The sequence below is a fragment of the Bacillus pumilus genome (genome assembly GCF_024498355.1).
In the GTDB taxonomy this organism is placed as follows: Bacteria; Bacillota; Bacilli; order Bacillales; family Bacillaceae; genus Bacillus; species Bacillus pumilus_P.
On the sequence record NZ_CP101833.1, the window covers coordinates 1,633,413 to 1,647,135 of the forward strand.

Consider the following 13,723-nt stretch of genomic DNA (forward strand, 5'->3'; position numbering starts at 1 on the left):
AATTAGATTCAGTTATAATAGCATTAAGCGATGATGGACGGGCTTGAGACTAGGAGGATAAGAATTTTGAAAAAGAAAAATACAGAGAACGTAAGAATTATTGCACTGGGAGGCGTTGGAGAAATCGGGAAAAACTTATATGTCATTGAAATTGATTCAGACATATATGTTGTAGATGCAGGTTTAATGCATCCAGAAAACGAAATGCTGGGCATTGACGTGGTTATTCCTGATATCTCTTATTTAACTGAACGAGCTGATCGGGTGAAAGCAATTTTTCTTACCCACGGACATGATGAGGCAATCGGAGGCGTATTCCATGCCTTGAGTAAATTGTCTGTACCAGTCTACGGAACGAAGCTGACCCTTGCGTTACTTCGAGAAAAATTAAAGCAATATGGCTTCAATCAAAAAGCTGATTTGCGCGAGGTACATGCGAAATCGGTCATTACATTTGAAACAACAAAAGTATCATTCTTTAGAACGAATCATAGTATTCCTGATTCGGTCGGGATCAGCTTCAAAACCTCTCTTGGTTCAATCGTATGCACAGGTGATTTTAAATTTGATCAAACCCCAGCGCTTAACCAAGCCTGTGACATCGGAGAGATTGCGAAAATTGGAAACAATGGCGTTTTAGCACTTCTTTCAGATAGTGTGAATGCTGAAAAACCAGGCTATACACCGTCTGAGGCGATCGTCCAAGATGAAATCTCAAATGCGATGTACAATGCTGAGAATCGTGTGATAGTCGCTGTATCTTCATCAAATATTAACCGTGTACAGCAGATCATTAATGCAACCATTCAAAATGGCCGTAAGCTTGCAGTAGCAGGAAAGAATATGATGACAACTCTTCAGCTGGCAATCAAGCTTGGTTATGTCACAGCAGACGAAGAATTATTTGTGCCAGTTCAAGAAGTGAAGAAAATGGCGAAAAACGATGTGGTCATTCTGACGGCTGGAAGCCATGGAGAGCCTCTTGCTGCTTTAACAAAAATGGCCAAACAAAATCACAAACAGCTTCATATTGAAAAAGGTGATACCGTTGTGATTGCGTCTACACCTCTTCCTGGACAAGAACTCACGTATTCAAAAACAGTTGATTTCCTCACAAGAAGCGGAGCACAGGTCATTTTTGCTCAAAAGCGTGTACATGTATCTGGACATGGCTGTCAAGAAGAGTTAAAACTGATGCTGAACTTACTAAAGCCAAAGTATTTAATTCCAGTGAATGGCGAATATCGTATGCAAAAAGCACATTCTCGTATTGCTGAAGAAGTGGGAATGAAACGCAGTGACATTTTCTTGATTGATAAAGGGGATGTTGTTGAATTCAGAGGACAGAACGTAAAGATCGGCGAAAAAGTTCACCAAGGTAACATTTTGATTGATGGTCTTGGCGTTGGAGATATCGGTAACATTGTTTTACGCGATAGACGCCTACTGTCTCAAGATGGGATCTTAATTGTGGTCATTACGCTCGATAAACAAAAGAAACAATTAATTTCTGGACCTGAAATCATCACAAGAGGATTTGTTTATGTAAGAGAATCCGAAGAGCTGATTGTGAAAGCAACAGAGATGGTAAAAGGAATTGTCAAAGAGCAAACGGAAAACTCTATTGTTGAATGGTCAACACTGAAACAATCCATGCGCGATGTATTAAATCAATTCCTATATGAAAAAACAAAACGTAAGCCGATGATCATTCCAATTATTATGGAAGTGTGATGAGAAAGCCCAAGGAGCCCAAGCTCTTTGGGCTTTTTTGATGTGGCGTTAGGAATGCGGATGGAATACGACCTTCTTGTTCATAATAGGAAGAGAGTTTTTAGGAAAGGATGGAGACAAATGGACGAAAAGAATGAACAGCAGCCTGAGCGAAAGCCAGAAGAAAAAGATAGCATTATGAGCAAAATACAGCAGCTTGGTGAAACAGCAGTACCGCAGTTGCCACAGGATACAAATATACATTGCCTCACCATTATTGGACAAATTGAAGGTCACATGCAGCTTCCTCCACAAAATAAAACAACCAAATACGAACATGTCATTCCGCAAATCGTAGCAGTTGAACAAAACCCAAAAATCGAAGGGCTTTTAATCATCTTAAACACAGTGGGCGGCGATGTAGAAGCGGGTCTAGCCATTGCAGAAATGCTGGCGTCACTATCGAAACCGACTGTATCGATTGTGCTCGGCGGCGGCCACTCAATTGGTGTCCCAATCGCTGTATCGTGTGACTATTCCTATATTGCAGAAACAGCCACTATGACCATTCATCCTGTGCGTTTAACCGGTCTTGTGATTGGTGTCCCGCAAACCTTTGAATACTTAGATAAAATGCAGGAAAGAGTCATTAATTTTGTCACAAGCCACTCAGACATTACAGAAGAGAAGTTTAAAGAACTCATGTTTTCAAAAGGCAATTTGACAAGAGACATTGGAACAAATGTTGTTGGTCATGAGGCAGCAGAATATGGACTCATGAATGAAGTAGGCGGCGTTGGACAGGCGATTAAAAAGTTGAACGAACTCATTGGAGACAAGGCAGCTCAAAATGAGGGGCTGATCCAATGATTTTATATACACCTATGCCCTATGAAGCCATTTACGCTGAGGATCAAGGAGACCGCAAACTACAGCAGGTGAACATTCAAGGCGTGCCAGTGATGGTTGAAATGAAAGAAGATGAAGCAGAAATTGTTCAAGTGATGAGCACCAATCCAATGGACTTTTTGAATCAAGAGCTTGCACCAGGCAAGCGATTGAAGTTACATTTAGGCACCAATCAAACCGACTCATATGAATGATTCTATGCTATAATAAAGGGAAAACTTACAACAAGATGCAGCCAAAACCAGGCTGCTTTCTTTCTGATCTTTCGGTAGGTTATATTTTCTTTCGTAGTAAGGTGATGAGTATGGCTAAAAAGAGGAAACGTAAAACGAGAAAAAAACAAAATAAACAGCTAAAACTGAAATATGAATTAAATGGGTTAGTCTTTATTGCCATAGCGATCATTGCCATTTTACAGCTAGGTGTTGTTGGACAAACCTTTGTACATCTATTCCGATTCTTTGCAGGTGAATGGTTTATTCTCTGCCTTATCGGATTATTTCTTTTTGGTGTGACGATCTTTTGGAAAAAACAAATCCCAGATATGTTGACAAGAAGAAAAGTAGGTCTATACTGCATCATTGCAAGTATCTTGCTTTTGTCACATGTGAAGCTTTTTCAGCACCTGTCATCTGCAGGAGTCATAGGCTCTCAAAGTGTGATCAGAAATACGTTTGAACTTTTCTTAATGGACATGAAAGGTGAGACTGGGTCACCTGATTTAGGAGGCGGCATGATCGGTGCCGTATTATTTGCTGCTTCGTATTTCTTATTTGCACAAGCAGGCTCTCAAATCATGGCGATTGTTCTCATGCTGATTGGAATTGTTCTGATCACAAATCGATCACTGCAAGAAATGGTCAAAAAAGTGACACTCCCTGTATCACAATTTATGGTGAAGCAGTGGAAGGCGTTTGTTCAAGATATGAAGGGGATCAGGCAGGCGAAAAAGAGCGCACCCGCTCAGAAAACAGGTGAAAAGAAAAAGCGTTCACGCATTCAAGAAGATGACGAAGATGATCATATCTTGATCGAGGAGGAAACACCGGCTTCTGACAATAGTCAGCCCATTATTTCAAGCTTTGCAGACAGGGATGACATTCTCACCCCGCCGGTTCAAAAAGAGCAGGTAATAAAAGACTCAGAACCGCTTCAAGAGTCCGTGCAAAGTGCACCATCTCAAGGTACGGCTGATGAACCAAAAGAAGCTCCGCCTATGACGTTTACTGAACTGGAAAACAAAGATTACGAATTGCCGTCTCTTGATATTTTGGCAGAGCCGCAGCATTCAGGCCAGCAAACAGATAAGAAAAATATTTACGAAAATGCAAGGAAGCTTGAAAAAACGTTTCAAAGCTTTGGTGTAAAGGCGAAAGTCACTCAGGTTCATTTAGGGCCGGCTGTGACCAAATATGAAGTATACCCAGATGTCGGCGTCAAGGTAAGTAAGATTGTGAACTTAAGTGATGATTTAGCCCTTGCCCTAGCAGCAAAAGACATTCGGATTGAAGCGCCGATTCCTGGAAAATCAGCCATCGGGATAGAAGTTCCTAATGCAGAAATTGCCATGGTTTCTTTAAAAGAGGTCTTAGAATCGAAGCAAAATGACCGTCCAAATGCAAAACTGCTCATTGGACTTGGTCGAAATATTTCAGGTGAAGCCGTGCTCGCTGAAATGAACAAAATGCCGCATTTGCTTGTAGCAGGCTCGACTGGAAGCGGAAAAAGTGTATGTATCAATGGCATTATCACAAGTATTCTCATGAGAGCGAAACCTCATGAAGTGAAGATGATGATGATTGATCCTAAAATGGTTGAATTAAATGTTTATAATGGCATTCCGCATCTTTTGGCTCCAGTTGTAACGGATCCAAAGAAAGCCTCACAGGCACTCAAAAAAGTAGTCAGTGAAATGGAGCGCCGCTATGAATTGTTTTCTCATACAGGGACAAGGAATATTGAAGGATACAATGATTACATTAAACGAATGAATCAATCAGAAGAGGCAAAGCAGCCAGAACTTCCTTATATTGTCGTCATTGTAGACGAGCTTGCAGATTTAATGATGGTTGCTTCCTCTGATGTGGAAGATTCCATTACAAGACTTTCTCAAATGGCTCGTGCTGCCGGGATTCATTTAATTATCGCCACACAAAGACCTTCTGTTGATGTCATTACAGGTGTCATTAAAGCCAATATCCCATCCCGTATCGCCTTTAGTGTATCCTCCCAAACAGATTCAAGGACGATCCTTGATATGGGAGGCGCAGAAAAACTGCTCGGCAGAGGGGATATGCTGTTTTTACCTGTTGGAGCAAATAAGCCGGTTCGTGTGCAAGGCGCCTTTTTATCAGATGAAGAAGTGGAACATGTCGTTGATCATGTCATCACCCAGCAAAAAGCGCAATATCAAGAAGAAATGATTCCAACTGAAGAAACGCAGGATCAGCTTGCAGCTGTCGAAGATGATCTATATGATGAAGCAGTGGAACTCATCATCGGCATGCAGACAGCTTCTGTCTCTATGCTTCAAAGAAGATTCCGCATCGGTTATACACGAGCGGCACGTCTGATTGACGCAATGGAAGAGCGAGGGGTTGTAGGCCCATATGAAGGAAGTAAACCGAGAGAAGTTCTGCTCTCAAAAGAACAATATGACGAGCTCTCTTCATAAATAGAAGAGAGCTTTCCTAAAACAAAGTCAACGGTATAATGATTATGTTAACTGGATGTCAGACTATTTATTTATTTACAAAAACATGATATAGTTATGTTCATCTTATCTCGGAATAGAGATTTCTCATCTTATCATTTGCATTGATTAGACGGAGGGAAAACATGTCGACCAAAACAGACAATCGCCATTTATATTTGAAAGTGATTGACCGTATTAAAGAAGATATTCAAACAGGCGTATATGCGGAAAAAGAAAAGCTGCCTTCAGAGTTTGAGCTCTCAAAGCTTTTAGGCGTGAGCAGAGCGACACTGCGTGAAGCCCTTCGTATATTAGAAGAAGAGAAGTATTTAATTAGAAGGCATGGTGTGGGGACTTTTGTCAATTCAAGGCCGCTCTTTTCAACAGGTATTGAACAGCTGACAAGTGTCACGAAAATGATTGAGCAGGTCAATATGACGCCAGGTACCATCTTTTTATCTTCGCAAGAAGGGGAGCCGACAGAGAATGATGTCATTCGTTTTCAGTGTGATGAATCTGATGAGATTTTTTCAATGGAACGGGTTCGAACGGCAGATGGACAGCCAGTCGTCTATTGTTTAGATAAGATTCCGGTCAAGCATCTCCCTGCTTCTTTTACTCATGAAGAAGAGTCACTTTTTGAGCTGTTTGGAAGAGAACCACACAGCGGGATTAAATATGCAGTTGCTGACATCGAACCAATTGGCTATCACGATCAGGTCTCACCGATACTAGAATGTGATCCTGAAACGGCGTTACTATTACTGAAACAAATGCACTATGATCAGGATGATCAGCCGGTCTTATACTCACTCAATTACTTTCGAGCGGATAAATTCAGCTTTCATGTCATACGTAAACGATTTTAACTAAGCGGTCGCTCTTCCATAGGCGGTTGCTTTTTGTTTGTCCATACATAAAACCCATAAAACTTGCCACACTAATACGTAACAGTATATAGAATTGGGTGAATGATGTTGGGCGAGAAAACAGTCAGTAAAAAGAATATTATTGCATTATCATCAGTGCCTCTAATCATGACGCTTGGGAATTCGATGTTGATACCAGTATTGCCTGAGATAGAAAAGAAACTCTCGATCACTTCCTTTCAAGTCTCACTCATTATTACGGTATACTCCGTTGTGGCAATCTTATGTATTCCTATTGCCGGTTATTTATCTGACCGGATTGGGCGGAAAAAGGTGCTCCTGCCGTGCCTCTTAATTGCAGGACTTGGGGGAGCTGTGGCAGCTGTTGCCTCAACCATCATGAAAGAACCCTACATGTGGATTCTGTTTGGCAGGGTCCTTCAAGGTGTTGGCTCAGCTGGAGCGGCACCTGTCGTCATGCCGTTTATAGGAGATTTGTTTCATGATGATGAAGAGGTCAGTGCGGGGCTTGGAGCCATTGAAACCTCTAATACAGCTGGAAAGGTACTAAGTCCTATTATTGGGGCACTTCTTGCTTTATGGTTTTGGTTTGTGCCGTTTTGGTTCATTCCGTTCTTTTCGATCATAAGCTTTCTCATGGTACTGTTTATGGTCGAGACTGCGAAGAAAGAGGAGGACCCGCCTACTTTTAAAGAATTTTTAAAATCAACAAAGACCATTTTCAAGCATGAGGGACGCTGGCTTTATGCCATTTTTGCTATTGGCGGTTTTATTATGTTTCTTCTTTTTGGTGTGCTCTTTTACTTATCCGATAACCTAGAGGCGGCGTATCAAATAAAGGGGGTCAAAAAAGGGCTGCTGCTTAGTATACCGCTCCTTTTTTTATCGATAAGTTCCTACATTGCTGGGAAAACGATTGGAAAAGAAAAGGGGAAAATGAGAATCTTTCTAATCGTAGGCATGGCCCTTTTATCAATTTCCTATCTTTTTTTATGGTGGAATCACAGTTTTTACGTCTTATTTATCTGTTTAAGCATTGGCGGAGTGGGGATTGGTATTGTTCTTCCTGCACTAGATGCGCTGATTACAGAAGGAATTGAAAAAGAGCAGTGCGGGACCATTACGTCATTTTATAGCAGCATGCGGTTTATCGGTGTCGCTTTAGGACCTCCGATTTACGCCTATCTCATGGATAAAGGAGACTCAATCGTTTTTATTCTCTCGACTATTTGCAGTCTCATTTCATTATTTTTGGTGCTCTTTTTCATCCAGCCAGATGAAAAGGATGAAAGTGAACAATTGAAAACGGTTTAAACGTAGAAAAAAGATGCTATTTTGCCATCTTTTTTCTTTTTTATAAATTGACATGTAAAATTTTGATAGTTAAACTAATGTATAGTAATATCTTTTAAATTATCCCAAATAGGAGGTGTGGAAAACATTCATTTTCTGTCTTTCTTTAGGCAGAAATTGAGCTCGTGGCTGATGATGGATATGTGTTTCTTCAACACGAAAGGACAATTGAATAGGTCATCCTGCCATTAGCACGTTGAAGGAGACGAAGTCAGCACTTCAGACACGCTCAAATACAGCAAATTGATTGATGAACTAGAAGGAGCTTGAAGCAGCTATGTTGCAAATTATTAAAGCAAGATGGATTGTATTAATGGTGTGGATGATAACAGCTGTTATTCTGTTTATTACTGCGCCCGATTTAGAGGAATTAACAAGAGAAAAAGGGCAATTAAAGGTTCCGGAGGGGACACCAACAGCTGAGGCACTTCACTTATTGGATAAGCTATCAGATCATAACGGGAAAAAAGATACTGGTGTGATTGTATTCTCCGAACAACATCTGTTCCCTGCGAAAGAGCAGGAATTAAAAAAGGCTTTAGCTGCACTCATGACACATGCCCCAGAACTCCACATTGACGGAATTACTTCATACTTTCATGTAGATCCGGACATTCAAAAACAACTTTTATCAAAGGATAAAAGTACACTTCTTGTTCCATTCAAATTCGACCACTACGAAACAAAAGCTGTGAAGATTAAAGAACAAATTAAGGAAGTTTTAAAGCCCTACGACGTCTCATATGAAATGACGGGTCAAAAATTTGTGGATTCAGATGTTATTAAAAGCTCTCAACAAGGTCTGAAGAAAACTGAACTTATTACGATGATTTTTATTTTCTTTATTTTAATCGTTGTATTCAGATCAATATTGGCACCTGTTGTTCCGCTCATTACGATCGGCATTTCTTACGCCGTCAGTCGGTGTATTGTGGCTTTTCTAGTAGAATATACGCAATTTCCTCTATCTAATTTTACTCAGATTTTTATGGTAGCCATTATGTTCGGTATAGGAACGGATTACTGTATATTGCTTTTAAGCCGTTTTAAAGAGGAGATTGGTCAGGGACGTGATGTCAAAGAGTCGATTATCATCACGTATCAATGTGCAGGAAAAACGGTATTTTTCAGTGGCTTAGCTGTGTTAGTCGGCTTCTCAAGTATTGGTTTTGCTAAATTCCAATTGTATCAATCAGCCGTCAGTGTTGCCGTAGGGGTTGGCATCCTGCTAATTGCCCTTGTCACGATTGTTCCTTTTTTTATGACCGTCTTTGGAAAATCCCTTTTCTGGCCATCTAAAAGAGAAAACATCCGGCATCCCCAAAGTAAGCTGTGGGAATGGGCTGGGCGCTTTTCATTCAAAAGGCCGCTGATTAGCTTAGGTTTAGTCGCACTTATCACTGTACCTCCTATCCTGATGTATGACGGCACCCTTTCTTACAACAGTTTAAATGAGATTGGGACAAAGTATGAGTCAGTGTCTGCATTTAATACGATATCAGAGCAATTTGGCTTTGGCGAAGCGCTGCCGCTGAATGTACTAGTCGAAAGTGACAATAAGCTAGATAATCAAGAAAATATTGTCTTGATTGAAAAACTGACCCGTAAATTATATGACATTGAGGAAGTAAAAGCAGTTCGCAGTGTCACTCGTCCTGTTGGAGACGGGTTAAGTCAGCTGTACGTCACCTCTCAAGCGAAAGAGCTGGGAGGAGAACTTGGGAAAGGTCATGAAGGAATCGGGAAAATTTCTGATGGCTTGACCGAAACAAACCTAGCCCTTCTCAAACAAAAACCAAAAATTGAAGAATCTGCTAAAGGTATTGACCAGCTGATTGATGGTACAAAAGCCATCAAAAACGGTATCGGAGAAGTAAGGAAATCCCTGATTTCTTTAGAAGATGGGGTCAGGCGCAGTAAAGATGGCGTAGGCACCATTCGAAGTAAAATCAAAGAAGCGAAAAAAGAATTAGAACAAGAATATCGCAGCAGTGAAGTCATGATTCAAGAGCTTGAACGAGTGGTGAGTACGCTGGAACGTCATGCGAAATCGAATCAGCAGCTGATGACAACCATTAAGAAAGTAAAACAATCCTATGAGAATCTATCATTTGAAGCACTTGAAAATCGGCTTCCAGAAGTAAAAGATATGGATGAATATAAGGAAATCAAAAAAGTATTCAAAGACACGAAAGGAATGCTTGATCAAGCTGGAGATCAAATGAGCTTATATGAAGATGAAGCATCTGCCTTTAAACAAAAGATCAAGAAAGCAGATCAAGTGATTCAAACCTTATCAAGCAAGCAAAAACAAGTAAAGCGTCAAGTACAAGCGCTAATGACAGGGCTGGATGAAATTTATGATGGTCTTGATCAAACAAATGAAGGGCAAAAACAATTAATCAAAGAAATGCCTAAAATCGAAGATGGCGCAGATCAGCTGACAGGTGGCCAAAAAGCCATCAAAAAAGGCTTTAACCAGCTATCATCAAAACTGACATTATTAACAGATGGTTTAGATGAAAGTATTTCAGGGCTTGAGCAAGTCAAAAGCGGCTTCACCGAGGCTGACAGCTACTTAAAGCAGCTTCAGCAAGCGCCAGATGAAGAAGTAACGGGCTGGTTTATCCCGAAAGAAATATTAAAACGCCAAGAGTTTAAGAGAATATTCGATACGTATATGTCTCCAGATCGTAAATTAACGACCTTTGAAGTCATTTTAAACGTGAATCCATACAGTAATGAAGCGATGAAAGGTGTAGCCAAAATCGAGGATACCCTTGATCAATATTTACCTGTAAGTGGACTGAAAAATGCCAATTACGGTGTATCCGGTATCTCAAGCTTAAATGTTGACTTAAAGGAAACGTCTGACGGTGACTTTATCAGAACGGTGATTTTCATGTTAATTGGCATCTTCTTTATTTTAATTTTATTATTACGGTCAATCGTCATGCCGATATACTTAACACTTTCACTTATTTTAACGTATTTTACATCCATCGGTTTAACAGAATGGATCTTTAAAACATTCTTTGGCTACGACGGTGTAAGCTGGGCTGTTCCATTTTTCAGCTTTGTCATTCTTGTCACACTCGGCATTGATTATTCGATCTTCCTCATGGATCGTTTTAATGAATGGAAGGGAGAGCATGTTCAAGCATCAATGATCTCAGCGATGAGAAATATGGGCTCAGTCATTATTTCAGCAGTTGCCATTTTAGCGGGGACCTTTGCCGCTATGCTGCCATCGGGTGTGTTATCACTTGTTGAAATTGCAACGGTCGTACTCATTGGACTATTATTATATGCTTTTGTTGTTCTACCGCTCTTTATACCGGTCATGGTTCGTATTTTTGGTAAATGGAATTGGTGGCCTTTTAGAATGAAATAACGACAAGCGTCTCTGCTAATAGCAGAGGCGTTTTTATTTCCTATCCTTTCCTCTGATTGATATAATGACTATTAAATGGCTGTTTCACGTATATATCAGCTATGTTCTAATACATAATAAATAGGATGAACAAAGGAGGTTTCTCATGACGTACTTACAAGAGAAGACATTTGGTACACCCGGTCTTCATACTCATATTGTCAAAACAGAAAAATTTAAAACAGTGACGATCCTTTTTAAAATGCTTGCGCCTCTATCAAAAGATGACGTCACCATGCGATCCCTTTTCCCGCATGTGCTGTTAAGAGGAACAGAAAAAATGCCGAAAACAGGAGAATTGCGCGCTTATTTTGATGAGCTCTATGGTGCAACAGTTTCGGCTGACATGGCGAAAAAAGGAGAGAATCACATCATTACATTCCGCCTCGAAATGGCGAATGAAAAATATTTAAAAGATCAAACACCTTTACTAGAAAAAGGGATTGCATTGCTGTCTGACCTATTATTTCACCCGCACGTTGAAAATGGGGTGTTTAGTCATTTATATGTAGAGCAAGAAAAACGTACATTAAAACAGCGAATCCAGGCAGTGTATGATGACAAAATGCGTTATTCGAACTTAAGACTTGTGCAGGAAATGTGTAAAGGTGAACCATATGCACTGCACGTCAATGGTGAAATGGAAGATATCGAGAATATTACAGCAAACACGCTCTTTGAAGCATACGAGCATGCGCTTCAATCAAATCAGCTTGATCTCTATGTTGTGGGAGATGTTGACGAACAAGACATCAATCGAATGGTCTCGCAATACTTCAAAACAAGTGAGAGAGAGCCGGTCAAACAAAGCGCCGAATCATCAAGGTCACAAAAAGAACCAAACGAAGTCATTGATGAAGAAGACGTAAAACAAGGAAAGCTGAATATTGGCTTTCGCACGCATACAACGATTGCAGATGAAGATTATCCCGCGTTGCATTTGTTTAATGGCATATTCGGCGGCTTTTCGCATTCCAAGCTATTCATCAATGTTCGGGAAAAAGCAAGTCTTGCGTACTACGCTGTGTCTAGACTTGAGAGCTTTAAAGGCTTGATGATGGTCATGTCAGGTATTGAAGTCGGCAACTACCAGGAGGCAGTAGACATCATTAAAGAACAATTTGATGCGATGCAAAAAGGCGATTTTTCAGATGAAGCGATTGATCAAACAAAGGCTGTCGTCAAAAATCAGCTGCTGGAAACAATTGATACGTCTTATGGGACAGCGGAATATTTGTATCAGCATGCAGTCGTGCCAACAGGTGAGACCCTTGATTCCTTTTTAGAAGCGTTAGACCGAGTGACCAAAGAGGACATCATTAAAGTAGGGCAGAAAATCGAATGGGATACGACCTATTTTCTTAAAGGAACGGAGGGTGCTTCATGACGGTGAAAACAATTCAATTCGATCAGCTGCAAGAGACGGTGTATCATGAAAAAATGGACAGCGGACTAGACGTCTATGTGCTGCCGAAGCAAGGGTTTAATAAAACATATGCGACCTTTACAACAAAGTATGGCTCTGTCGATAACGAATTTGTGCCGCTTGGCAAAGAAGACATGATCCGTGTGCCTGACGGAATTGCCCATTTCTTAGAGCATAAACTGTTTGAAAAAGAAGATGGGGATGTGTTTCATACATTTAGTAAACAAGGAGCAGCCGCAAACGCTTTTACAACGTTTACGAGAACGGCCTATTTATTTTCAAGTACCGCAAATGTCGAACAAAACCTTGAGACACTCATTGATTTTGTGCAAGAGCCTTATTTTACCGAAAAAACGGTCGAAAAAGAAAAGGGCATCATTGGTCAAGAAATTAATATGTATGATGACAATCCGGACTGGCGTTTATTCTTTGGCCTGATTGAAAATCTTTATCAAGAACATCCGGTGAGAATTGATATTGCTGGAACAGTAGAGAGCATTGCTCCTATTACAAAAGATCATTTGTATGAATGCTACGAAACGTTCTATCACCCAAGCAATATGCTCCTTTTTGTTGTCGGTCCTGTTGATCCGAAGCAAATATTAGATCAAGTAAGAGCGAATCAGGCGAAAAAACCGTTTACAGACCAGCCTGAGATCAAGAGAAAAGAAATCAATGAGCCTGAAAGCGTGTATCGAAAAGAATACGAACTTAAAATGAACGTACAAGGCTCTAAATGTATGTTCGGTTTGAAAACAAAAAACCCGCATAAAAAAGGCAAACAGCTTCTAAAGCATGAGCTTGGAATGAATCTAATTTTAGAGACATTGTTTGGCAAAAGCTCCTTACAATATGAGCGGATGTACGAAAAAGGCTTGATTGATGAGACATTCAGCTACGATTATACAGAAGAGGGCGGCTTTGGTTTTACTTCAGTTGGCGGGGATACAAACGATCCTGATCAACTGGCAAAACAATTAAAAGAAACCCTTCTTCAAGCAAAGAGCCTGATCACAGAAGAAAAAATCGAGCTCGCGCGTAAGAAAAAAATTGGCAGCTTTTTAAAAGCCATGAACTCTCCAGAATACATTGCCAATCAATTCACGAGATATGCGTTCTTGGATATGAGCTTATTTGATGTCGTGCCAGTGCTCGAGCAAATCCAATTAACAGATATTCAGCAGATATTAGAGGAAGAAATTGATGAAGAGCGGATGTCTGTTTTCAAAGTCGTCCCGAAAACAAAATAAATGAAAAAAGACAAACTCAGGTCAAAGGAGTTTGTCTTTTTTATGTCTAATCGA

Annotated in this window: 9 protein-coding genes; all 9 read left to right on the plus strand. The window is 40.3% G+C overall.

The features are described from left to right. The first annotated feature begins 66 nt into the window (after positions 1-66). The 9 genes from rnjB (at position 67) to yfmH (ending at position 13,669) form a co-directional block, all read left to right on the plus strand. Entirely contained in the window at positions 67-1,734 is a 1,668-nt protein-coding gene (rnjB, locus tag NPA43_RS08170; protein WP_099725795.1) for a ribonuclease J2, read from the plus strand. 120 nt (positions 1,735-1,854) lie between these two features. Beyond that, positions 1,855-2,583, plus strand: coding sequence for a ClpP family protease (locus NPA43_RS08175; protein ID WP_230030173.1), 729 nt, complete (start codon positions 1,855-1,857; stop codon positions 2,581-2,583). After that, complete coding sequence (locus NPA43_RS08180) at positions 2,580-2,816, plus strand: YlzJ-like family protein (protein ID WP_034317598.1); 237 nt, start codon at positions 2,580-2,582, stop codon at positions 2,814-2,816. The genes NPA43_RS08175 and NPA43_RS08180 overlap by 4 nt, the downstream gene beginning before the upstream one ends. Positions 2,817-2,926: 110 nt before the next feature. Beyond that, on the plus strand, positions 2,927-5,296 hold the full coding sequence (locus NPA43_RS08185; RefSeq protein ID WP_142353648.1) for an FtsK/SpoIIIE family DNA translocase: 2,370 nt from the start codon (positions 2,927-2,929) through the stop codon (positions 5,294-5,296). Between the two features lie 164 nt (positions 5,297-5,460). Next, positions 5,461-6,186, plus strand: a complete 726-nt coding sequence (locus NPA43_RS08190; RefSeq protein WP_099725793.1) for a GntR family transcriptional regulator — start codon at positions 5,461-5,463, stop codon at positions 6,184-6,186. 105 nt (positions 6,187-6,291) lie between these two features. Beyond that, positions 6,292-7,521 (plus strand): bacillibactin exporter BcbE, encoded by a 1,230-nt coding sequence (locus NPA43_RS08195; protein ID WP_230030529.1) that lies wholly within the window; start codon positions 6,292-6,294, stop codon positions 7,519-7,521. A 316-nt stretch (positions 7,522-7,837) separates the two neighbouring features. Continuing rightward, positions 7,838-10,954 carry an MMPL family transporter gene (locus tag NPA43_RS08200; RefSeq protein ID WP_256499581.1) on the plus strand — a complete coding sequence of 1,039 codons (3,117 nt, stop codon included), beginning with the start codon at positions 7,838-7,840 and terminating at the stop codon, positions 10,952-10,954. 145 nt (positions 10,955-11,099) lie between these two features. Continuing rightward, positions 11,100-12,380, plus strand: a complete 1,281-nt coding sequence (gene yfmF / locus NPA43_RS08205; protein ID WP_256499582.1) for an EF-P 5-aminopentanol modification-associated protein YfmF — start codon at positions 11,100-11,102, stop codon at positions 12,378-12,380. Beyond that, positions 12,377-13,669, plus strand: coding sequence for an EF-P 5-aminopentanol modification-associated protein YfmH (gene yfmH / locus NPA43_RS08210; RefSeq protein ID WP_099725789.1), 1,293 nt, complete (start codon positions 12,377-12,379; stop codon positions 13,667-13,669). Before yfmF ends, yfmH begins: the two co-directional genes overlap by 4 nt. Positions 13,670-13,723 lie beyond the last annotated feature (54 nt).